The 23,671-nt window shown below is 64.5% G+C and carries 17 protein-coding genes; 11 read left to right on the forward strand and 6 right to left on the reverse strand.

Annotated features, from left to right (window positions below):
- Positions 1–5 precede the first annotated feature (5 nt).
- Positions 6–2,327 carry an FdhF/YdeP family oxidoreductase gene (locus ANI01nite_RS04620; protein ID WP_141356372.1) on the forward strand — a complete coding sequence of 774 codons (2,322 nt, stop codon included), beginning with the start codon at positions 6–8 and terminating at the stop codon, positions 2,325–2,327.
- 211 nt (positions 2,328–2,538) lie between these two features.
- Positions 2,539–3,966, forward strand: coding sequence for a nucleobase:cation symporter-2 family protein (locus tag ANI01nite_RS04625; RefSeq protein ID WP_141356374.1), 1,428 nt, complete (start codon positions 2,539–2,541; stop codon positions 3,964–3,966).
- A gap of 70 nt (positions 3,967–4,036) precedes the next feature.
- Here ANI01nite_RS04625 and ANI01nite_RS04630 read toward each other — a convergent pair whose 3' ends face one another.
- Entirely contained in the window at positions 4,037–4,927 is an 891-nt protein-coding gene (locus ANI01nite_RS04630; RefSeq protein WP_141356376.1) for an SPFH domain-containing protein, read from the reverse strand.
- A 134-nt stretch (positions 4,928–5,061) separates the two neighbouring features.
- Here ANI01nite_RS04630 and ANI01nite_RS04635 point away from each other — a divergent pair, with 134 nt between their 5' ends.
- Positions 5,062–6,051 (forward strand): aldo/keto reductase, encoded by a 990-nt coding sequence (locus ANI01nite_RS04635; RefSeq protein ID WP_141356378.1) that lies wholly within the window; start codon positions 5,062–5,064, stop codon positions 6,049–6,051.
- Positions 6,052–6,073: 22 nt separating this feature from the next.
- On the opposite strand, the gene nirB is transcribed toward ANI01nite_RS04635, so the two are convergent.
- Positions 6,074–8,689: a nitrite reductase large subunit NirB gene (nirB, locus tag ANI01nite_RS04640; protein WP_141356380.1), complete on the reverse strand. Its 2,616-nt coding sequence runs from the start codon at positions 8,687–8,689 to the stop codon at positions 6,074–6,076.
- A 358-nt stretch (positions 8,690–9,047) separates the two neighbouring features.
- Here nirB and nirD point away from each other — a divergent pair, with 358 nt between their 5' ends.
- On the forward strand, positions 9,048–9,425 hold the full coding sequence (gene nirD / locus ANI01nite_RS04645; RefSeq protein WP_038993203.1) for a nitrite reductase small subunit NirD: 378 nt from the start codon (positions 9,048–9,050) through the stop codon (positions 9,423–9,425).
- Positions 9,426–9,887: 462 nt separating this feature from the next.
- Entirely contained in the window at positions 9,888–10,430 is a 543-nt protein-coding gene (locus tag ANI01nite_RS04650; protein WP_038993204.1) for a dihydrofolate reductase family protein, read from the forward strand.
- Positions 10,431–10,470: 40 nt separating this feature from the next.
- On the opposite strand, the gene ANI01nite_RS04655 is transcribed toward ANI01nite_RS04650, so the two are convergent.
- The 4 genes from ANI01nite_RS04655 to ANI01nite_RS04670 are packed head-to-tail and all read right to left on the reverse strand — an operon-like array spanning position 10,471 to position 15,749.
- Entirely contained in the window at positions 10,471–11,961 is a 1,491-nt protein-coding gene (locus ANI01nite_RS04655; RefSeq protein WP_141356382.1) for an FAD-dependent oxidoreductase, read from the reverse strand.
- Positions 11,958–14,096 carry a molybdopterin oxidoreductase family protein gene (locus ANI01nite_RS04660; protein WP_141356384.1) on the reverse strand — a complete coding sequence of 713 codons (2,139 nt, stop codon included), beginning with the start codon at positions 14,094–14,096 and terminating at the stop codon, positions 11,958–11,960. The genes ANI01nite_RS04655 and ANI01nite_RS04660 overlap by 4 nt, the downstream gene beginning before the upstream one ends.
- A 1-nt stretch (position 14,097) precedes the next feature.
- Positions 14,098–15,474, reverse strand: a complete 1,377-nt coding sequence (locus ANI01nite_RS04665; protein ID WP_141356386.1) for an MFS transporter — start codon at positions 15,472–15,474, stop codon at positions 14,098–14,100.
- Between the two features lie 17 nt (positions 15,475–15,491).
- Positions 15,492–15,749: a hypothetical protein gene (locus ANI01nite_RS04670; protein ID WP_141356388.1), complete on the reverse strand. Its 258-nt coding sequence runs from the start codon at positions 15,747–15,749 to the stop codon at positions 15,492–15,494.
- Between the two features lie 161 nt (positions 15,750–15,910).
- Between ANI01nite_RS04670 and ANI01nite_RS04675 the strand changes: the two genes are divergently transcribed.
- The 6 genes from ANI01nite_RS04675 to ANI01nite_RS04700 form a co-directional block, all read left to right on the forward strand.
- Positions 15,911–16,396, forward strand: coding sequence for a nucleoside deaminase (locus tag ANI01nite_RS04675; RefSeq protein WP_038993208.1), 486 nt, complete (start codon positions 15,911–15,913; stop codon positions 16,394–16,396).
- A 13-nt stretch (positions 16,397–16,409) separates the two neighbouring features.
- Complete coding sequence (locus ANI01nite_RS04680; protein ID WP_141356390.1) at positions 16,410–17,912, forward strand: NCS2 family permease; 1,503 nt, start codon at positions 16,410–16,412, stop codon at positions 17,910–17,912.
- 271 nt (positions 17,913–18,183) lie between these two features.
- On the forward strand, positions 18,184–19,686 hold the full coding sequence (locus ANI01nite_RS04685; RefSeq protein WP_141356392.1) for a xanthine dehydrogenase small subunit: 1,503 nt from the start codon (positions 18,184–18,186) through the stop codon (positions 19,684–19,686).
- Entirely contained in the window at positions 19,683–22,016 is a 2,334-nt protein-coding gene (xdhB, locus tag ANI01nite_RS04690) for a xanthine dehydrogenase molybdopterin binding subunit (RefSeq protein ID WP_141356394.1), read from the forward strand. Before ANI01nite_RS04685 ends, xdhB begins: the two co-directional genes overlap by 4 nt.
- A gap of 2 nt (positions 22,017–22,018) precedes the next feature.
- Complete coding sequence (xdhC, locus tag ANI01nite_RS04695) at positions 22,019–22,891, forward strand: xanthine dehydrogenase accessory protein XdhC (protein WP_141356396.1); 873 nt, start codon at positions 22,019–22,021, stop codon at positions 22,889–22,891.
- 91 nt (positions 22,892–22,982) lie between these two features.
- Positions 22,983–23,671, forward strand: a 689-nt coding sequence (locus tag ANI01nite_RS04700) for a hypothetical protein (RefSeq protein ID WP_141356398.1), incomplete at its 3' end; no start/stop codon positions are given.

Below are 23,671 nucleotides of genomic sequence, written 5' to 3' on the forward strand. Positions count from 1 at the left end.
GTCTCATGCATCGCTCGGCACCCAAGAAAGACATCAATGAAGATGATCTGAAGGTCAGCGAACCAAAGCACGCCGCCGCCGGCCTGAAAGCCGTGATGGTATCGATGGAGCGCGGCTTCGCCGAAGCCGGCCCGTCGCGCACCCTGCGCTCGATGCTGCGCGTCAACCAGCACGACGGCTTCGACTGCCCGGGCTGCGCCTGGCCCGAATCCATCACCGGCAAGCGCAAGCCCGCCGAATTCTGCGAGAACGGCGCCAAGGCCATCGCCGAGGAAGCCAGCGCCCGCACCGTCACCCCGGAATGGTTCGCGCAGCACTCCATCGAGGACTTGCGCGATAAGACCGAATACTGGCTGGGCTCGCAGGGCCGGATCACCACCCCGATGATCATCCGCGAAGGGGACACCCACTACTCGCCGATCAGCTGGGCCGAGGCCTTCTCGACCATTGGCGCGCACGTCAATGCGACCACCCCGGACAAGTGCGTGTTCTACACCTCCGGGCGCACCGCGAACGAGACCGCGTTCATGTACCAGCTGCTGGCCCGCAGCCTGGGCACCAACAACCTGCCCGACTGCTCGAACATGTGCCACGAGTCCTCCGGAACGGCGCTGAACCCGACCATCGGCATCGGCAAGGGCACCGTGTCGCTGGAAGACTTCGAGCATACGGATCTGATCTTCGTGGTGGGGCAGAACCCCGGCACCAACCACCCGCGCATGCTCTCCGCGCTGGCCGACGCGCGGAAGCGCGGCGCCCGCGTGGTCGCGGTGAACCCGCTGCCGGAAGCCGGCTTCTTCGGCTTCAAGGACCCGCAGACCGTGGGCGGCATGCTGGGCAAGGCGGACCCGATTTCCAGCGACTTCCTGCAGATCAAGGTCGGCGGCGACCTGGCCCTGTTCCAGGCCTTCGGCCACCTGCTGCTGGAAGAAGAGAAGAAGCACCCGGGCACGGTGGTGGACCACGAGTTCATCGCCGCGGTGACCGACGGCTTCGAAGCCTACAAGGACGCGCGCGCCACCTTGGACTGGGACGCCACGGAAAAGGCCACCGGCCTGACCCGCACCCAGATCATCGAGATCGCAATGCTGTTGGCCAAGTCCAAGGCCACCATCATCTGCTGGGCGCTGGGGTTGACCCAGCAGCCGCACTCGGTGCCGACGCTGAAGGAAATCATCAACCTGCTGCTGCTCCAGGGCAACTTCGGCAAGCCCGGCGCCGGTGCCTGCCCGGTGCGCGGACACTCCAATGTGCAGGGCGACCGCACCATGGGCATCTGGGAGAAGCCCACCGAGCAGCTGCTCGCCGCGCTGGATGCCGAATTCGGCATCGAATCCCCGCGCGCCCACGGCTACGATTCCACCGAAGCGCTGCACGCCTTCGAAAAGGACGAGGTGGATGTGTTCGTGTCCATGGGCGGCAACTTCGCCCTGGCCAACTCGGACACCGAAGCCCTGGAAGCTGGCATGCAGCGCGCCAAGCTGACAGTGCACATCTCCACCAAGCCCAACCGCTCGCATGTGGTGCACGGCAAGACCTCGCTGATCCTGCCCACCCTGGGCCGCACCGACAAGGACGACAAGCACCCTTCAGGCGCGCAGTTCCTCTCCGTGGAGGACTCCATGTCGGTGATCAAGTCCACCCGGGGCCGGCTCACCCCGGTCTCCGACCACCTGCTGGCCGAACCCGTGATCGTCGCGCGCATGGCGCAGGCCATCCTGGGCGACAACCACCCGGTGAACTGGCGGGCCATGGCCGAGGACTACGACGTGATCCGCGACCACATCGAGCGGGTGCTGCCCGGTTTCGAGGACTTCAACCGCCGGGTGCGCGACAAGAACGGTTTCGTGCTGCCCAATCCGCCACGGGATACCCGCTCCTTCGCCACCGACATCGGCAAGGGCCGCTTCACTGTTTCGGAATTCGAAGCCCTGGAAGCGCCCGAGGGCCACCTGATCCTGCAGACCATGCGCAGCCACGACCAGTACAACACCACGTTCTACGGGCTTGATGACCGCTACCGCGGCATCAAGGACGGCCGCCGCGTCATCCTGATCAACCCGGAGGATCTGGCCGAGACCGGATTCAGCGACCGCGACCTGGTGGACGTTATTTCCACCTTCGCCGGCACCGAGCGCCGGGCCAACCGTTTCCGCTTGGTGTCCTACCCGACGGCCAAGGGGTGCGTGGCTGCCTACTACCCGGAAGCCAACGCGCTGGTGCACCGCGATCTGGTGGCTCGCGAATCCAATACGCCGGGCTTCAAGGCGATGATGGTGCGCTTCGTCGAGCACACCCAGCAGCCGGGGCGCACGCTGGATAGCTGAACAAGAGCAACACTAAGCGCTTGACGTAAGGCACCTCGCAGCCATTCGGGCCTTGCCGGTTGTCCATCGGGCGCCCCGGTACGGGAGAATTGACGGCGGGGCGCATCCGAACGCATGGGATGCGCCATTCCGCAGTCCACCGAAGAGGAAATTCCCCATGAGTGCTGCCCCCAGCCAAGCCGCTGAGAGCATCAGACCATAAGACGAACGCCTGCCTGCCCATAAAACCGTGGCCTACGGTTTCCAGCATGTGCTGACCATGTACGGCGGCATCATCGCACCGCCGCTGGTGATGGGTGGCGCCGCGGGCATGGACACAGCCGAAATGGGTGTGCTCGTTGCCAGCTGCCTGTTCATCGGCGGCCTGGCCACCATCCTGCAAACCCTGGGCGTGCCGTTCTTCGGCGCCCAGCTGCCGCTGGTCCAGGGCACGTCCTTCTCCGGCGTGGCTACCATGATCGCCATCCTCAACGGCGGGGGAGGCATGCCGGCAGTATTCGGCGCGGTGCTTGCCTCTGGCGCCATCGGCATCATCATCGCCCCGTTCTTCGCCAAGCTGCTGCGCTTCTTCCCGCCGGTGGTCACCGGCGTGGTCATCACGATTATCGGCGTCTCGCTCTTCCCGGTCACCGCCGACTGGGCCATGGGCGGTGCCAGTGCCGGGGACTCCTACGGCTCGCTGAAGAATATCGCCCTGGCCGCTATCACCCTGCTGATCCTGCTGGCCTTGTCCAAGTCCGGCGTCCCGGCGCTTTCGCGCCTGTCGATCCTGCTGTCCATCGCGCTGGGCACGCTGGTGGCAGTGTTCCTGGGCATGGCTGATTTCTCCCAGGTGCTCACCGGCGACATCTTCGCGGTTCCCACGCCCTTCGCCTTCGGCGCACCGGTCTTCGAAATCGGTGCCATCATCTCGATGATGATCGTCATCCTGGTGACCTACACCGAAACCACCGCGGACATGCTGGCGGTGGCCGAGGTGACCGGTTCCAAGGTGGATTCGCGGCGTATCGCCAACGGCCTGCGCGCTGACATGCTCTCCTCCACCGTCGCCCCGATCTTCAACACCTTCACCCAGTCGGCCTTCGCGCAGAATGTGGGCCTGGTGGCGATTACCGGAGTGAAGAGCCGCTTCGTGGTGGCCGCCGGCGGCGGCATCCTGGTGGTCCTCGGCCTGCTGCCGATGCTCGGCCGCGTGGTCGCCTCGATCCCTTCCCCGGTGCTGGGCGGTGCCGGCGTGGTGCTGTTCGGCTCGGTGGCAGCGGCAGGCATCCGCACCTTGGCCAAGGCCAAGGACGACAACATGAACATGCTGATCATCGCGACTTCGCTGGCCTTCGGCTGCATCCCGATGGTCAAGCCTGATTTCTACGCCGAATTCCCTGCCTGGGTCGGCACCATCTTCCAGTCCAGCATCTCCTCGGCCACCATCATGGCCGTGCTGCTGAACATCATCTTCAATGAGCTGAACTGGGGCAAGCAGGAAACCTCGCTGCGCACCGTCTACAAGTACCAGCTGGCCGGCCTCGAAGACGGCGACCGCCTGATCGATGGGAAGCTGTACGACTCGAAGGGCCTGGAAATCCAGGTCATCTCGGAGCAGCCGGGCCACGCCGGCGACCGGCCGATGCCGCAAGGCTAGCGGCAGCGCCCATCACCAAAGGCCAAACGCCCCAGTTCAATGAACTGGGGCGTTTTGGACGTGAGTGGCTTTACTGGCTGGAGTCCTTCTGCTTGTCACCGGTCATGGTGATCGGCTGGACGCCGGAATTGGGGAAGCAGCCGATGGGGCTCTGGCCGGACTCGGCCACGATATCCAGGCATTTGGATGTCAAGGTCTCCGGGGTCAGCGAGCGTTCCAGGATCTTGTTGGCTTCGGCTTCAGCTTCGCTGGTCTGCTTGCGCTGCTGGGCCACGCGGGTCTTGGCGGTTTCCGCCTGCAGCTCGTTGATGCGGTTCTGCGTCGGCTCATCGAAATTGATGATCGGCAAGGTGACCGAGCGGATCTCGATCTGGGTCTTGACCTTGGCCTGCATCTTTTCCTGCACGGACTTCGCCAGTCCTTCCAGGTCCTGGCCGCCGCTGGCGGGTTCGCCGTATTCCAGTGGATCGTAGGTGGCCATGACCTCGTTCAGCGCGGCACGGAAGTTGCGGTCGACCAAATTGGACTGGATGCCCTCGAAGGTGCGGTAATCCAGGAAAACATCCATGGCATCATCGGTCTTCAGCTGCCACTGGATGGACGCATCCACATCGGCGCGGCCGTTGTTGCCCAGCCGGACCGGGATGGCACTGTCGGCTGAGTAGACATCGTTCTGCACCGACCCATCCAGCTTTTCGACCTTTTCCCATGGCCACTTCAGATGGAAGCCGTTGCTCACCACGGAGGTCGGCCTGCCCAGCGCGACCTTCACGCCGACGGTGCGTGGCTGCACGATGGTGGTGGACATGATGGCCAGCACGATCAGTGACACGATGAAAACGGTGATTCCGGTGAAGCGGGTGGCGGCACGATTCTTGTTTTCCGGTTTCATGGCATTTCCGGCAAGCAAGACAAGCAATCCTGCGATGGCGCAAAGGACGGTAATGATGGTGGGGAACATGATCTCCTCGATGACGTGATGGTATTCAATATTCTATCGTTTAGATAATTGAGAACCGTTTTGGACACGGCAACGCGGCGAAGGAGATTTTGCCATCCCCAGGAAAACAGGTTGCGGGAACTAGAATCGTAGACATGCAACAACGAGAACTTGGACGTACCCACCGCAACGTATCGGCCATTGGCCTGGGCACCTGGCAGCTTGGCGCCGACTGGGGCTCGGTGGATGAAGCCGACGCGCTGGCCGTGCTCGATGCCGCATACGAAGCCGGGGTGGACTTCTTCGACACCGCCGATGTCTACGGTGATGGCCGCAGCGAGCAGCTGATCGGCACCTGGCTGAAGGCCAATCCGGATGCGGGCGTCACCGTAGCCACCAAGATGGGCCGCCGTGTGGAGCAGCTGCCTGAGAACTACACCATGGACGCCTTCCGCGCATGGAACGACCGTTCCCGCAAGAACCTCGGCGTGGACACCCTGGACCTGGTCCAGCTGCACTGCCCGCCGACCCTGGTGTACTCGACCGATGCGATCTATGATGCCCTGGACGCCATGGTGGACGAGGGACGGATGGCCAACTATGGCGTTTCGGTGGAAACCGTGGACGAGGCGCTCACCGCGATGGCCCGCCCGAACATCGCCACCGTGCAGATCATCATTAATGCCTTCCGGCACAAGCCGCTGGAAACCGTCCTGCCGGCAGCGCGCGAGGCAGGGGTGGGCATCATCGCCCGCGTGCCGCTGGCCAGCGGACTGCTGGCCAACCGCTACACGCTGCAGACCGAGTTCGCCAAGGATGACCACCGCAACTTCAACCGCGACGGCTCCTCCTTCGACGTCGGCGAGACCTTCTCCGGCGTGGACTACGCCACCGGGCTCGAAGCCGCTAGCGAGTTCGCCAAGCTGGCTGCCGCCGAGGCGCCCGAGGCAACCAGCGCGCAGGTGGCTTTGGCCTGGCTGGCAGCCCAGGACGGGGTGAGCACCATCATCCCCGGCGCCCGCAACGCGCAGCAGGCCCGCGCCAACGCGGCAGCCGGGTCGCTGCAGATCTCCGAGGGCTTCAACGCCTCGGTCCGTGCTCTCTACGACGCCAAGCTGCGCAAGCAGATCCACCCGCGCTGGTAGCAGCGCGGGTGGGAGACAGCTCCTAGTTTCGCGGCACCCCGACCGGGATGCTGGTGCCTAGTGCCACCGGCTCGGCGGGGCGCTGCTGCCCCCGCTCGGAAACGTATTCCAGCTCGGTATCCGGTGCGGCGGTGTTCACGAAGGAACGGAAGCGCTTGAGCTTGACCGGGTCGGCCAAGGTGGCAGCCCACTCATCCTCGTAATTGGCCACGTGGGTTTCCATGGCCGCTTCCAGCTCTTCGGCCAGGCCCAGCGAATCCTCGATCACCACCTGCTTGGCGCGCTCCAGCCCGCCGTCCAGGTCCTGGAGCCAATGCGCGGTGCGCTGCAGCTTGTCCGCGGTGCGGATGTAGTACATCAGGTAGCGGTCGATGTACTTGAACAGCGTCTGCTCATCCAGGCCTCCGGCGAGCAGCTGGGCGTGCGCCGGGTTGGCGCCGCCATTGCCGCCCACATACAGGTTCCAGCCATCGGTGGTGGCAATCACGCCGATATCCTTGGCGCGGGCCTCGGCGCACTCGCGGGCGCAACCGGATACGCCCATCTTCAGCTTGTGCGGTGCGCGCAGGCCGCGGTAGCGCAGCTCCATCTCGATGCCCAGCGCGGTGGAGTCGAGCATGCCGTAACGGCACCAGGATGAACCGACGCAGGTTTTCACATTGCGCAGCGACTTGCCGTAGGCCTGGCCCGATTCGAAGCCGGCGTCCACCAGCTCACGCCAGATCTCGGGCAGCTGCTCCAGCCGGGCACCGAACATGTCGATGCGCAGGCCGCCGGTGAGCTTGGTGTACAGGCCGTACTTCTGCGCCACGGCGGCAATCACGCCCAGCTTTTCCGGGGTGATTTCCCCGCCCGGGATGCGCGGGACCACCGAGTAGGTGCCGTCCTTTTGCATATTGGCCAGCACGCGGTCGTTGGTGTCCTGGGCCCCGGCTAGTCCTGCATCCATCGGGTGCACGCTGGTCTGCGAGGAGAGGATGTTGGCGATGACCGGCTTGCAGATATCGCAACCCTTGCCGCTGCCGAAACGCTCCATCACCTCGCCGAAGGTCCGCAACCCGGCCACACGGATGGCTTCGTAGAGTTCCGGGCGGGAGAAGGAAATATGCTCGCACAGGGCGGTGGATACTTCAGCGCCGTCCTTGAGCATCTGCGCTTCCATGAGCTTCTTGAGCATGGGAACGCAGGACCCGCACTGGGTGCCAGCACGGGTGCACCCCTTCAACCCGGAAACGGTGGTCACCGGAGCCTCGCCCTCGAAACAGCCGCAACCGGAGACGGCATCGCGGATGGTTCCAGCGGTGACCGAATTGCAGGAGCACAGCACCGCATCATCGGGCAGTTCGCCTTCTGGCGCCTCGCCGCCAAGTGCGCTGAGGTAAGCGCCTGGCTCGCCGGGCAACTCCCGGCCGAGCAGCGGACGCAAGGACTGGTACGGGGTGGCATCTCCCACGAAGATGCCACCGAGCAGGGTTTTGGCGTCGGATGAGACCACGAGCTTCTGGTACAGGCCGCGCGGGGCATCCGCGTAGACCACTTCCAGCGCTCCCTCGGCACGGGCGAAGCCGTCGCCGAAGCTGGCAACGTCCACCCCGGAGAGCTTGAGCTTGGTGGCGGTATCGAAGCCCGCGAATTCGGCCTCGCCGCCGGCCAGCTGCTCTGCCACGATTTCCGCCATGGCGTTGGCCGGCGCGACCAGGCCGATGCAGAATCCCTCGTAGTTCGCGACCTCTCCAATGGCCCAGATGTGCTCGATATCCGTGGCGCAATGCGAATCGATGACCACGCCGCCGCGCGGACCCATGCCGAAGCGGGGCGCTTCGCTGCCGGAATCGTCCAGGGCCGCGTTGTAGTTGCGGATCAGCTCATCGCGGGGTCGCACGCCGATCGACACGATGACCATGTCGGCTTCGATCACGCGTTCATCTGCCATCAGCACCCCGGTAACTACCGGGCTGCCGGAGTCCTGGCTGGTCAGGATCTCCTGCGGGAAGACCCCGTTGTGGACGGTGAAACCTGTCTGCTCAATGAGCCGGCCCATGGCTTGGCCAGCACCTTCATCCAGCTGGGTACCCATCAGCCACTTGCCGCCGTCAATTACGACAGCTTCGGCGCCCAGCGCCTGGGCACCTGCGGCGGCTTCCAATCCAAGCAGCCCGCCGCCGATGGTGGCCACCACCGGGGCGCGGCCGAGCGTGGTTGAAAGCTCCTTGACCTTCTCGGCGATGGACCAGACATCTTCCAGCGTGCGATAGACGAACGTGTGCTCGTTGCCGGCGATGGGCAAGGTGGCAGCGTTGGATCCGGTGGCGAGCACCAATTCGTCATATGCGAAGCTGCGTCCATCGGCGGTGGCGACCGTGCGCTGTGTGCTGTCGATAGCCACGGCCTTGGCGTTGGTTTCCAAGGTGACATGCTCAGCTTCCCATAGCTTCGGATCGCCGAGGGTGAGATCCACCCCGGGGTTGGTCAACGCTTGGGAGAGGGCCACGCGGTCATAGGGTAGGTGGGTTTCCTCGGTCAGTACCGTGATGTGCAGATCTTGCGGTGCGCGGCTGGCCAAGGCTTCGGTGAAGCGGTGGGCCGCGGGGCCGCCGCCGATGACCAGGATGTTGCGTGCAGTGTGTGTTGTACCCATGATCTATTTCGACTTTCGCTGGGAAACGGTGAGTTTCAGGCTGATGAGACCACTGTAGAAAGCGCGTTTTGCGCGGCAATTACCCTTGTGTTTCGGCCGGCGCAATTCTCTCCACCATGGATCGACGTCCTGGTGAAGGAGCTGAAACATGAACGAATCATTTGGCCGGGAATTCGATTCAGCCAAGGAAAGGGAACAGCGGAAATCGGCGGAATGACGGGAGGATTTTCGATTCACGGCGATTGAAATTGCTGTTAGCGATGCTTTACCGACCAGCAATCGCGTTGGGCATAGGGCGAAACATGCGGATTCTAAGCTCGATTCATCAGCGAAAACCAACCACGAAGGACTGGGAATCATGAGCACGCAAATCGCAGAAGACACCCGTGAAGCTACTCTGAGCTTGGCTCCGCTGTGCCGCAGCGCAGAGCTGGAGCGCGGGTGGGGAGAAGCGCTCTGGCACGAGACCACGCAGCTGGCCCTGTTCCGCACCGAAGAAGACGCCTTCTACGCCACCTCGCATCATTGCCCGACCAGCGGCGCGAAGGTCATGGCCCGTGGAATTCTGGGTGACACAGTCGTCGATGGTGCTTCAGTGGCCACTGTAGCCTGCCCGCTGCACAAGGAAGTGTACAGGCTGGATACGGGCGAATGCCTGAACGCCGACTCGCTGCCGCTGCCGGTGCAACGGCTCATGGAAATCGAGGGACAGCTGTGGATGGAGCAGATCAAATGAGCATCAAATCAGAGTGCATCCTGAACGTCGAGCATTCGGCCTGGCAAGGCTGGTTCGAAATCCTCGACGAGACGGAATCGCTTGCAACCAACTAGCTCCAGCAAATGCAATGTCCAGCAGAGACGCCAAGAAACACGACAACTCGCATCATCATCAAGACGCAGGGACAAAAGCCAACGGCTTTTGTCCCTGCGTCGTTTTGCGGCGTGCCTCTGGGCATGGAACACCCAGTGCAGGCCTCAATGCCACCGTCATTAACCAAGCGAGGTAACCGCTGATTCCGATGATCGGTGACAGCCGGTTGGGGCACCAGTGTTGGTGGCATCAGGTCTGAGAAGGTCCAGTAAAGGCTAGCCAGCGTGTCAGCGGTTGTTCTAGGGTGGCTCCTGGCATGGTCGTCGGCGTTGGCTTTCTTGACTGCTTTCATTGACAGCCGTACCCCTGGTGAAAAGGAACGAAGCTATGGCCACTGTGATTATCCATGCGACCATCACCCTCGATGGGTTTCTCGCGGATGCTGAGGGTGGGGTGGACTGGATGTTTGGCCGTCCCTCCGCCCCCGAAGATGATGGGGTCGTTGCCTTGGTCATGGAGAAGATCGGAGCCATTGTCGGCGGTGCGAATCGGACGCAAACGATCGAGGAGGGCGAAATCCCTTATGGAGGGATGCTTCAGGTCCCGGTATACCTGATGACTCATACAGCCACTGAGCCGGTGGTACGCGACGGCATCACCTACACCTTCGTTGTTGATGACATTGCCGGCGCAGTGGAATCAGCCAAGCAGGATGCCAAAGGCGGTTTTGTCAGCTTGCTGGGCGGGAAAATATCGCGGCAATGCCTTGCCCTGGGATTGGTCGACGAGCTGCACCTGGATATTGCCCCGGTATTGCTTGGCAGCGGCATATCCCTGTTCGAAGGTTTGGGGCAGCATATCGAGCTGGAACGCATTCAGACCTCGGCCTTCGCCAGTGAAGTGCATCTGGTGTACCGGGTGCTTCACTGAGCGGTTCTGTGCCGCTAGGAGCCGACTGCCATCATTGCTATTACGCCACGGCGGGAGCCTTGGCCAGCAGTTCCTCGATTTTCGCTTTGCACCCTCCGCATCCGGTGCCCGCGCGGCAGCTTTCACCCACCTGCGTGACGGTGGTGCATCCAGCGTTCACCGCGTGGGCCACCTGACCGTAGGTGGCGCCAGAACAACGGCAGAGCTGGTCTTCATCGCTGGGGATTGCAGAGACCTGTTCAGTCGCCGGATCATCCAAGCGCAACAGGGCCGAACGGTCTTCAGGCAACGCGGTGCCCCGTTCATAGGCAAGCACAAGCTCGGCACTGGTTTGCGGCAAGCCCATGGCCAAGAACCCGGTGACGGCATCCCTGCGGGTGACGATCTTCAGATAGCGTCCGCGCGCAGGATCCGCATAGACGGTTGCCTGCAGGTCCGGTTCATCCCAATAGCCGGCGCTGATGTCGCCGGCCGCGGTCAGCTCGATGCCCTGGCCCTTGAGCATCAGCACGTCGGAGGCGGAGAAATCCGGCGCAGGAAGAGAAGCAGACACGGTTGAATTATCCAGTTCCAGCAAGTGCCGGGACAACCATGCGGCCTGGGCCCAGCCCGGGGCCAGCAATCCGGCCGGCGGCTGCCCGGCTACTTCGGCGCAGTCGCCCACGGCGAATATTCGCCGCTCGGTATCGGCGCAGAGGAATTCATCGATTCTGATGCCACGGCCCACCGGCAACCCGCAGCCCGAAGCCAGCTCGGTTCTGGCTCGCACACCGGTGGAAATCAATAGGGCGTCAGCCTGGATCAGTCCATGAGTGGATGTCATCAGTCCGGCGAAACCTTGGTCATCCTTGTGAATTCCCGTCGCCTTCGCGCCCGAGACCACCTCGACACCGGCAGCGCGCAGATTCCGTGCCAGCAGCGCCCCGCCGTCTGCGTCCACGACCCGTCCCAAAGGTGCTGGGCCGTGGTGCACCAGCACGGGTTGTGCCCCCGTAGTGGCAATGGCCAAGGCGGCTTCGATACCCAGTACACCGCCACCCAGAACTGCAATGCGCCGGCCGGGACCGAGTGATTCCCGCAGCTGATTGGCATCATCCACCGTGCGCAGGGCAAAGACCCCGGCAGGCAGGGAAGCTTCCGCATGCGGATCGAAGTTCAGGCCGTTGAGCGTTGGGACCACAGCCCGCGCACCGGTGGCAAAAACCAGACGGTCATAGAAAATATGGCCAGCGTCCTGCAGGTGGACCCTGCGCCGTGAACGGTCGATGCCGGTAGCCCGCACACCCAAGCGCACCTCGACTCCGGCATCTGCCAGCCGTTGCGGATCCACCATGCCCAGATGCTCGAACTCGGCGGCTCCCACGGCCAGCTCGGCAAGTAGCACGCGGTTGTAGGCCAGATGCTCTTCGGCGCTGATGACGGTGATGGCGCACTGGCCGGAAGCCGCCGCGGGCAGCAGCCCTTCGACGAGGGATGCGGCAACCGGGCCGAAGCCGATGATGACGATGCGTTGCGGACGGTGCTCGGTCATTGTTCCTCTTCCACTGCGTTCAGCGAAACATGGGCGTGCTTGAATTCAGGCATCCTGCTGTGGGGGTCGACCTTCGCCTCAGTCAGCAGGTTCGCGGTCCCCGACCCCGGGTAGTGGAACGGCAGGAAGACCGTGTCCAGCCGGGCATCAGCGGTCAGCAGCGCCCGGGCGGTCACTTCGCCGCGTTCATTGCTGATCACGACTTTCTGCCCCTGGGCAATCTGGTGGGACAATGCGGTTGCCGGATGGATTTCCAGCAGTGGTTCCGGTGCGGCTTGGGCCAGCTCGGCAACCCGGCGAGTCTGCGCGCCGGACTGGTAGTGCTCCAGCAGACGGCCGGTCACCAGGGAAACGGTAGCGCTGGTATTCTTCCGGGGTGCCGGCTGGAATGCCACTGGAACCAGCACTGCACGCCGGTCGGCATGGGCAAAACCGTCAAGGAACAAGCGAGGGGTGCCATTGCGGATGCCGGGCTCGGCCCGCACCTCGGTGCCTGCTGGGCACGGCCAATAGATAGCGGCACCGGCATCCAGGTCATCCCACCGCACCCCCGAGTAATCCGCCAAGCCGCCGGCTGACGCTTCTTTGAGTTCTTCGAAGACTTCCCGTGGGGCGGGGGAGAAGCGGCCGGGAGCGTCCAGCCGCTGGGCGAGCTGGGAGAGGATCCACAGTTCGCTGCGCGCATTTCCCGGTGCCTCCAAGGCGGCGCGGCGGCGCAGGATCCGGCCCTCCAAGTTGGTCATGCTGCCTTCCTCTTCGGCCCATTGCAGCACCGGCAGCATCAGGTCTGCCTGGGCTGCAGTTTCCGATAGGAAGAAGTCGCAGACCACCAGGAAATCGAGGCTGGCCAGTGCCCGGCTCACCTTCGAGGCATCGGGTGCGGAGATCACCGGGTTGGCCCCGTGGATCATCATCATGCGCGGACCGGTTGGGGTGCCCAGCGCTTCGAGCAGCTCAACAGCAGGTAGCCCGGGACCGGGGATGATTTCGGGTTCCACGCCCCAGACTCGGGCCACCTGTGCACGGTGTTCCGGGTCGGTGATCTTGCGGTAGCCGGGAAGCTGGTCGCATTTCTGCCCGTGCTCCCGGCCGCCCTGCCCATTGCCCTGGCCGGTGATGGTGCCGTAACCGCCGGCCATAGTTCCGGGGAGGCCGAGCAGCAAGGCGAGGTTGATCGCAGCGGTGACCGTATCGGTGCCGTTGGCGTGCTGTTCGATGCCCCGGCCGGTGAGGATGTAGACGGGCTTGCCGCCGGCCTTGGCTTCGCTGGCCGCCTGCGCCAGGGCCCGGGCGGTACGCCGGATCTGCTCGGCGGGAACGCCGGTGACCTGGGCGGTCCGCTCCGGCCACCAGCTGACCAGTGATGCTTTCACTGCGTCGAAACCATTGGCGCGGGCTGCCAGATAACCGGTGTCGGCCAAGGACTCGGCCACCAGCACGTGGGCCAGGCCTAGCAGCAGCGGCAGGTCGGTGGCCGGGGTGGGCTGCAAGTGCCAGCCGGCATTATCTTCGCAGAGCTTGGCGGTTGCCGAACGCCGCGGATCAACCACCACCAGCCCGCCGTTCTCACGCGCCCCGGCCAAATGCCGGACAAAAGGCGGCATCGTGTCGGCGACGTTGGAACCGAGCAGCAGGATCATCCCCGCCTCATCCAGATCCGCCAGCGGGAACGGCAAACCGCGGTCCAGGCCAAAGGCGCGGTTGGTGCCCGCGGCAGCCGAGGACATGCAGAACCGGCCGTTATAGTCGATGCGCGACGTGCCCAGGGCCAGCCGCGCGAACTTGCCCAGCTGGTAGGCCTTTTCGTTGGTCAGCGATCCGGAACCGAAAACCGCCAGCGCATCAGCACCGGATTCGGCACGGATGCTCCGCGCCTTGTCCGCCACCAGATCCAATGCCTGCTCCCAGCCGATCGGTGCAAGGCTGCCATCGGCTTGGCGCAGCAGCGGCGTCTGCAGGCGCTCGGGATGATCCAGCAGTGTCGCGGCGCTGTATCCTTTTCGGCACAGCGCCCCGCCGTTAGTCTCGAAGTCCCGCCCCTTCAGGCTCACTGGTTCCGAGGCCTCGGCCTGCGTGCTGGGTTCCAGGGTGATGCCGCACTGCAGGGCGCAGTAGGGGCAATGCGTGGCGGTCATCCTAGACTCCGTGCTTCGCGAAGCGGGTGCCGGGTCGCGCATAGGTGAGCCATGCGGTGGCCATGAGCAGCAGGTAGGCGGCGATGAAGATGATGAATGCCGTCGTGTAGGCTCCCGTCGTGGAAACGGACAGGCCCAAGGCCTGGGGAATCAGGAAACCGCCGTAGGCGCCGATAGCCGAGATCAATCCGAGCGCGGCGGCCGCCTTGCGGGAAGAATCCACTTGTCCGGCCTGCTGTCCCTGGCCGCTCAGGGCAAACACTGCCGGGATCATGCGATAGGTCGAGCCATTGCCGATGCCGCTTGCGGTAAAGAGCAGCAAGAACAAGGCGAGGAAGACCCAGAAGTTCGCCCGGGGCAGGCTGAGCACCAGCGCGGCGGTAATCACGGCCATGGCGGCGAAGGTGGCCACGGTGATGCGTGCGCCTCCGAGCTTGTCGGCGATCTTACCGCCGTACGGGCGGGCCAGCGATGCGACCAGCGGGCCGAGGAAGGCCAAGGTGATGGTGGCGGTGCCCAGCGGCAAGGCGGCGTATTCCGGGAAGGTGTCAACGATCAGCTTGGGGAAGACTGCCGAGAATCCAATGAAGGAGCCGAAGGTCCCCACATACAGCGCCGAAATGATCCACAGGTGCTTTTCCCTCAGGCAGGCTACCGCGCCACGGATATCCGAGCGTGCCGATGACAGATTGTGCATGTACTTCCAGGCGCCCCACGCGGAGAGCAGAATCAGCGGGATCCAGAGCAACCCAGCCAGCGGGAGCTGCAGCGCCCCGGCGGCGAACACCGTGACAATGACCGGCACGAGCAGCTGGGCGACGGCCGCGCCGAGGTTGCCGCCGGCAGCATTCAGGCCCAGCGCCCAGCCCTTGCGGGCGGCGGGGTAGAAGTAGGTGATATTTGCCATTGACGAGGCGAAGTTGCCTCCGCCGAAGCCGGTCAGTGCCGCCAGGCTGAGCATGACCCAGAACGGCGTGGACGCATCGGCCAGCGCGAGCGTGATTCCGCCGGCAGGAATCAGCAGGAGCAATGCGGAAATCACTGTCCAATTGCGTCCGCCGAACCGGGCGACCATGAACGTGTAGGGGATGCGCAGGGTCGCTCCGACGAGGCTCGGAATGGAGATCAGCCAGAACAGTTCGGTGGTGCTGTAGCTGAATCCGGCGGCCGGGAGATAGACCACGATGATGGCGAAAAGCTGCCATACGCTGAAGCCGAGGAATTCGGCGAAGATGGACCACTTGAGGTTCTGGCTGGCCACCGCCGAGCCGGTGTGCTCCCAGAACTCAGGATCCTCCGGGGTCCAGTTGCCGACCCAGCGTCCCGGCTGGATGTCCAGTGCCTGCGATGTGCCAGATGCTTCTAGCTGTGCGCTCACGCTACCCGATCCCTTCTCTAGCGTTTGTTGCTTCTGAGCTTTTCAAACAGGTATTTCACCGAGGTGCTCAGGTTGTTGCGCCGAAGGGAACTTAATTTCACCCGGGCGATCGGGGACCCGATAGGCGGCTGTAACGTGTTGGAAACCCGGGTGGAAAGGCCGGTATCCAGTTGGGGTTTTGAGGTGCTGGCAGCAACGGGGTTGCTTGTAAACACTGCCGCTTTTTTGTTCAGGATGCGAAAAAGCGATTTCAAAAGAAGTGTTGCGTGCATCACATGCCGTTGGTAATCTCGTAGCTGTCTATGGCGGGCACCCACCTGATGGGTCGCTATCTACCGGGCATGCAACTGATCGATTTCAGGTGACAAGCGCAACCGGAAGCTAGCGCCAAGCAATGCGCTGCGGTGGTCTTGTCCAAAGCATGAGGAGCTGCGCGATGAGCGTTACTACCACTGGCCAAGACTATCTTTCGATGGCCATCGATATTGCCACCACAAATGTCCACAACTCCGGCGGGCCCTTTGGCGCCGTCGTGGTCACACCCGATGGACAGGTCTTCGAAGGGGTCAACCGCGTCACTGCCAACAATGATCCTTCGGCCCACGCCGAGGTGGTGGCCATCCGCACCGCGGCCGCTGCGCTAGGGACCTTCGATTTGAGCGGCTGCGTGCTCTACAGCAGCTGCGAACCCTGCCCGATGTGCCTGGCCACCTCGCTGTGGGCCCGCATCGGCAAGGTCTTCTTCGCGGCCAGCCGGCATGATGCGGCCGCGGCCGGATTCGACGACGCGGTGTTCTACGACTACTTCGAGGCGAAATCCAACCGCTCGCTGATGCCGGTGAACTGCTTCCAGTCCGAAGGCAACGAGCATCTCAAGCCGTTCACGGCCTGGGACGCCCAGGAAACCCGGACCGACTACTAGAAGGCCCGGGACCATGACCACGACAAGCCGATTGCGGGCTGGCCCCAAGGATGCGCCGCGTGGTGCGAACACGCCGCGTCCGGGCACGCCGGGCAGCATCCTGGACAAGTTCTTCAGCATCTCCGGACGCGGATCCACGCTGGCGCGGGAATTGCGCGGCGGGATCGTCACCTTCTTCACGATGGCCTATATCGTGATCCTCAACCCGCTGATCCTCGGCGGATTCAGTGCCGATGCCGCGCCCGTGGACGTGGCAGGCAACTGGCTTCCGGCCGCGCAGGTCGGTGCCATGACCGGGCTGACCGCCGGGGCGATGACCATCCTGTTCGGGCTGGTCGCCAACCTGCCTTTCGGCCTGGCCGCCGGGCTGGGCATCAACTCCTTCCTGGCCGTCTCGGTGATCCAGGATGTCACCTGGCCCGAGGCCATGGGTCTGGTGGTGATCAACGGCGTGCTGATCGTCCTGTTCGGGATGACCGGGGTGCGTACCGCGATCTTCCGGGCGATCCCCAAGGACCTGAAAGCCGCCATCACGGTGGGGATCGGCCTGTTCATCACCTTCATCGGGTTCGTGGACTCGGGCTTCGTCACCCGCACCGCCGGCGGACCGCCGGTGCAGCTGGGCGATTGCGGGTCGATCGTCTCGCTGCCGACCATGGTCTTCGTGGTGGGCCTGCTGATCATGGGCGCCCTGGTGGCCCGCGGCGTGCAGGGCGCAATCCTGATCGGCATCGTGATTTCCACGGCGCTCGCGGTGATCGCCGAGCTGGTCTTCAAGATCGGGCCGGCCAGCACGGAGAACCCGCATGGCTGGCACCTGAACATGCCGGTGCTGCAGGGCAATATCGTCTCGTTGCCGGATCTGTCGCTGGCCGGGGACTTCGACCTGATCGGATCCTTCAGCCGGATTGGCGCGCTGGCCGCGACCATGCTGGTGTTCACCCTGGTGTTCACGAACTTCTTCGACGCCATGGGCACGATGACCGGCCTGGCGAAGAATGCCGGGCTGGCCCGCAAGGACGGCACCTTCCCACGGCTGAAGGCGGCGTTTGTCGTCGAGGGCCTGGGCGCGGTGGCCGGAGGCATGGGCTCGTCTTCCTCGAATACCGTCTACGTGGATTCGGCTGCCGGCATCGGGGAAGGGGCGCGCACCGGGCTGGCCTCGGTGATCACCGGGGTGCTGTTCCTCGGCTCGATGTTCTTCACGCCGCTGACCTCCGTGGTTCCCATCGAGGTGGCCGCCGCGGCACTGGTTCTGGTGGGCACCTTGATGTGCGCGCAGATCCGCGAGATCAACTTCAAGCGGTTCTCCAGCGCCATGCCGGCGTTCCTCACCCTGATCACCATGCCGCTGACCTATTCCATAGCCAACGGCATCGGCGCGGGGTTCATCGCCTGGGTGGTGGTGAATACCGCGGCCGGGCGCCATTCAAAGATCCATCCGCTGCTGTGGGTGGTGGCGCTGGGGTTCCTGGTGTACTTCGCCCGAGGGCCCATCACAGCCCTACTGGCCTGAGCCGATACGGGCTATAGTAAGGATCCATCGAGGTGGGCTGGCTCACTTCGACGGGTTGGATGCATGTAGAAAATCCGAATTCTGGAGGGCAATCATGGGCGGATGCCTCGCCTGGTCCGAGGGCCAGATCGCGCACGGAGACTGATCGCGCCGCAGCATGCGGCGGCGCCTTGCCGAGCCTTGAATCCCCGGCAGGGAGCCAGATCCCGACCATCATCCAATTCATACATGGTGCGTCCGGCGATACCCGGGCGCAGGAGGTGTCAGCGGCATGAGCGCCGAGGCAACGCAAGAGACAAAGTGCCTGGTTACCGTCAACGGGACGGTCCGGGAATTCGACGGACCGCCCCATGCCAACGCGCTGGATTTCCTGCGCGGGCAGCGGTTGATCGGATGCAAGGAAGGCTGCGCCGAAGGCGAATGCGGCGCCTGCTCCATCCTGGTCGCCCGCGGCGACGGGGAGGGCAGCAGGTGGACCGCGGTCAACGCCTGCCTGCTGCCGGCCGCGTCCCTGGACGGCCAGGAAGTGATCACCTCCGAAGGGCTGGGCAGCGTCGCGGACCTGCATCCGGTGCAGGCAGAGATGGCCAACCGCGGAGGATCCCAGTGCGGTTATTGCACCCCCGGATTCATCTGCTCCATGGCCGCCGAATACTACCGCCCCGAGCGCACCGCCAGCCCCGCAGTCAGTGCGGAGGCCAGCGGCGAGCACGAGTGCGGACCCAATGGATTCGATCTGCACGCACTGTCGGGCAATCTCTGCCGCTGCACCGGATACCGCCCGATCCGCGACGCCGCTTATGCGCTGGGCGCGCCCGAGGAAGATGACCCGCTGGCCGCCCGGACACAGCGCAGCGCCCCGCACCCGGTAGCCACTGACATCCTGCGCGCCGACACCCCTACCGGGGAACTCGGCCGCTTCCGCCGGGCCACCGACCTGGACCAGGCACTGCAGATCCTGGCCGCCGAACCGCAGACCGTGCTGGTGGCCGGGGCCACCGACTGGGGCGTGGAAGTCAACATCAAGGGTGCTCGCGCCCGGTCGGTGCTGGCCATCGACCGGCTGCCCGAGCTGCGCCAGATCCACTGGGGCGAGCAGTTCCTGGAACTGGGCGCAGCCTGCACGCTCAGCGAGCTGGAACGCCAGCTCGCCGGGCGGGTACCGCTTTTGGGCAAGCTCTTCGGGCAGTTCGCTTCCCGGCTGATCCGCAATAGCGCCACCCTGGGCGGAAACCTGGGCACCGGCTCGCCCATTGGCGACACCCCGCCGGCGCTGCTGGCCCTGGAAGCGCAACTGGTGCTCTCCAGCATCAGGGGCAACCGGGTAGTGGCGCTCGCCGAGTACTTCACCGGCTATCGGCAGACCGTGCGGGAGCCGGGGGAGATGATCACCGCGATCCGCATCCCGCTGCCGCTGGCCGAACTGACCAGCTTCCAGAAGATCTCCAAGCGTCGCTTCGACGACATCTCATCGGTGGCCGTCGGCTACGCGGTCACGGTGGAAGACGGCGTGATCTCCAAGGCGCGGATCGGGTTGGGCGGCGTGGCAGCAACCCCGCTGCGCGCCAAGGCTACCGAAGAGATGCTGGAAGGAAAGGAATGGAACCTGGACACCATCCGGGCCGCCGCAAGCATCACGGGCGAGGAAGGCACCCCGATGGATGACCACCGGGCCAGCGCCAGCTACCGCAAGGCCATGCTGGCCTCTTCGCTGGAACGGTTCTACGCCGAGCAGCTGTCTCGCTCGGGTGCAGGGCAGGAGCAGAACTCATGAGCCAGCTATCCCAACGCCCCGATAACGCAGTGGTCGGCCAGCGCCACCGCCACGAATCCGCCGCCGCGCACGTCACCGGTACCGCGCTGTATACCGATGACCTAGCGCAGCGCCTGGCCGGGGTGCTGCATGCCTACCCGGTGCAGTCCACCTGCGCCCACGCGAAAATCCTGGGCCTGGATGCCAGTGCGGCGCTGGATGTGCCCGGGGTCGTCCGGGTGATTACCGCGGCAGATATTCCCGGAGTCAATGACCAGGGCGCCAAGCATGACGAGCCGCTGCTGCCGGTGGATGAGGTGATGTTCTTCGGGCAACCCGTTGCATGGGTCTTGGGCGAAGACCTGGAAGCGGCGAAGGCCGGAGCCAAGGCGGTGACCGTCGACTACCAGCAGCTGGATTCGCTGATCACCATCAAGGAAGCCATCGCGGCCGTCAGCTTCCACGGCATCCAGCCCGAGATCGCCAAGGGGGATCCGGAGGCAGGCTTCGCGCAGTCGGCCCATGTCTTCGACGGAGAATTCGAATTCTCCGGACAGGAGCACTTCTACCTGGAAACGCAGAACTCGCTGGCCATGGTGGATGAGAGCGGACAGATCATGATCCATTGCTCCACCCAGCATCCCAGCGAAACCCAGGACATTGTCTCGCATGTGCTGGGCATCAGCGCCCATGAGGTGACCGTGCAAGTGCTGCGCATGGGTGGCGGATTCGGCGGCAAGGAAATGCAGCCCCACGGCTACGCCGCGCTGGCGGCCCTGGGTTCGGTGCTCACCGGGCGTCCGGTGCGGGTGCGGCTGGACCGCACCCTGGACATGACCATGACCGGCAAGCGCCACGGTTTCCATGCCACCTGGAAAATAGGCTTCGACGAGCAGGGCAGGATCCTCGCCCTGCAGGCCCAACTGACAGCTGACGGCGGGTGGAGCCTGGATCTGTCCGAACCGGTGCTGACCCGCGCCATGTGCCATATCGACAATTCCTATTGGATCCCGAACATCAAGGTTTCCGGACGCATCGCCAAATGCCATAAGACCTCGCAAACAGCGTTCCGCGGCTTCGGCGGTCCGCAGGGAATGCTGGTCATGGAAGACATCCTCGGCCGGGTGGCCCCGCAGCTGGGATTGGATCCCAAGGAACTGCGCCGGCGCAACTTCTACACAGAAGGGCAGGACACCCCGTATTACCAGCCGGTGAGGCATCCCGAGCGGCTGGAAGCCGCCTGGAACCAAGTGCTCGACTCGGCAGGCATCGCCGCACGCGAACAACAAATTGCGCAGTTCAACGCCACCCATGAGCACGCCAAAAGGGGAATGGCCTTGACCCCGGTGAAATTCGGAATCTCCTTCAACCTCACCGCCTTCAACCAAGGCGGGGCCCTCGTTCTGGTGTACAAGGACGGTTCGGTACTGGTCAACCACGGCGGTACCGAGATGGGCCAGGGCCTGCACACCAAGATGCTGCAGGTGGCCGCCACCGCGCTGGGCGTGCCGCTGTCCATGGTGCGCAACGCGCCAACGCGGACCGACAAGGTGCCCAACACCTCGGCCACCGCGGCCAGCTCGGGCAGCGACCTGAACGGCGGGGCGGTCAAGGATGCCTGCGAGCAGATCCGGGACCGGCTGGCGCAGGTGGCCGCCGGCATGCTCGGGGTTCCAGCCCAGGATGTCCGCTTCGGCGGCGGCCGGGTCACCGCGCTGGGCAAGGGCGAAACCCTGGAATGGGCGGACGTGGTCAAGACCGCGTACTTCCAACGGATCCAGCTCTCAGCTTTCGGTTTCTACCGCACCGAGGGGCTGCATTGGGATCTGTCGCGGATGACCGGCAGCCCGTTCAAGTACTTCGCCTACGGGGTGGCGGCCAGCGAGGTGGAAGTCAGCCGCTTTGACGGCTCCTACGTGCTGCGCCGCGTGGATATCGTCCATGACGTCGGGGACTCCCTGTCGCCGCTGGTGGATCTGGGGCAGATCGAAGGCGGATTCGTGCAGGGCACCGGCTGGCTGACCTTGGAGGACCTGCGCTGGGACACCTCCGATGGGCCGGGCCGGGGACGGGTCGCCACCCAGGCCGCGAGCACGTACAAGATCCCGACCTTCTCCGAGATGCCCGAGGTCTTCAACGTCAGCCTGCTACAGAAAGCGCATGAGGAAGGCGCGGTCTACGGTTCCAAGGCTGTGGGGGAGCCTCCGCTGATGCTCGCCTTCTCGGTGCGCGAGGCGATCCGGCAGGCAGTGGCCGCATTTGGGCCCGCCGGCCGCTCCGTGCAGCTGGCGTCCCCGGCAACACCGGAAGCGGTGTTCTGGGCGATCGAATCGGTGCGGGAGGGGCAGTAGCCATGCTCTCGTGGATTGAAGCGGTCACCGCGCTGCGCAATGAGCGGCGGCCGGGCGTGCTGGCAACCGTCACCGCGGTGCGCGGGCATGCCCCGCGCGAGCCGGGCGCAAAGATGGTGATCTCCAGCCAGGAAATCTTCGGGACCATTGGCGGGGGCAACCTGGAGATGGCGGTGATGGAATGGGCCCGCCAGATGATCGCCGTGGGCGAGGGCCAGCCGCAGAGCATCAGCATGAAGCTCAGCGACAAGGCTCCAGCCAAGTTCGGCCGCCAATGCTGCGGCGGCGAAGTCACGGTGCTGCTGGAGCCGCTGCCGGTTGTTGCCACGGTGGCGATCTTCGGGGTGGGCAATGTGGGCATGGAATTGGCCCGCATCCTCTCCCGCCATGACCTGGAATTGCATCTGGTGGATTCGCGCCCGGAATTCCTGGAGGAACTTCCCGTGCTTGAACCCAGCGTGGCGCAGATCCAACCGGCGGTGGCGGTGCTCGGGGAGCAGGTGCTCAGCGCCCTGCCCGACGGTGCCCACGTGCTGATCATGACCCATGATCACGCCGAGGATTTCCACCTGTGCGATGCCGCCCTGCGCCACCCGGGCTTGGGGTCGATCGGGCTAATCGGGTCCAGCGCCAAGTGGGCGCGTTTCCAGAAGAATCTGGGCGCCAGCGGCTTCAGCGATCGGCAGATCGCCGCGATCCAGTGCCCCATCGGGATCGAGCAGGTGCGCGGCAAGCAGCCGGCGGTGATTGCCGTGTCCGTGGCTGCCGAGCTGCTGGCGCGCATCACGGATGCCGCGAAGCAGCCGGTGCCCGACGCAGAACCCGCGCAGAACCCAGAGCCTGCGCGGAGCGAAGCGAAGATGAGAATAGTCTAATGCGGGGAACAAGGAGCACTGCTGGGGAGTTTAATGATGTGAGAGCGGTGCCCCAGCGCACCGCGCCCGCAAAGCCTAGGAGGCCGATTTCATGTCCATGTTCGACAAGCTGCTGCGCAAGGGCAAGCAAATGGCTGGCCAGTATGTCCGGGAACAGCTCAGCCAGCGCAGCTCCAGCAGCGATCAGCGCGGTTACCAGCAGAACACTTCCGGCTACCAGCAGCCTTACCAGCAGCAGCGCCAGGACTACGGCAACCGCGGCTACAGCAATCCGCAGGCTTCAGCCCCTTCGCGCGAAGACCAGGCGGCGATCGAGAAGTACCGCTACATGCTGCGCACTGCTCCGCCGCAGGATATGGAACGCGCTCATGCCGAAGCCTTCGCCCGGCTGACCCCGCAGCAGCGAGAACTGCTGCACCACGAGCTGAACGAGCAGCTGCCGCCGGCAGAACGCCCGAGGACCCAGGATCCGCGGGACCTGGCCCGCTCGGCAACCCGAGCGGAAATCTCGCGTCCCGGATTCATGGACAAGCTCCTGGGCTCCGGCGGCAAGGGGCGGAATCTGGGCATGGCTGCCGGGGCGGCAGGCGGCCTGGGCGTTGGCCTGCTCGGCGGCGTGGCAGGCGCCTTCATCGGCACCGCCATTGCCGGGCCGCTGCTTGACGGCTTTGCCGGCATTGGCGAAGAATTCGGTTCCATGGCCGATGGCCTGGGCGAAACCGTGGCCGGTGCCGGGGAACAGCTCGGCGGCCAGGCCGAGGGCATGTTCGGCGACTTCCT

This window comes from Glutamicibacter nicotianae, assembly GCF_006539525.1.
GTDB lineage: Bacteria > Actinomycetota > Actinomycetes > Actinomycetales > Micrococcaceae > Glutamicibacter > Glutamicibacter nicotianae.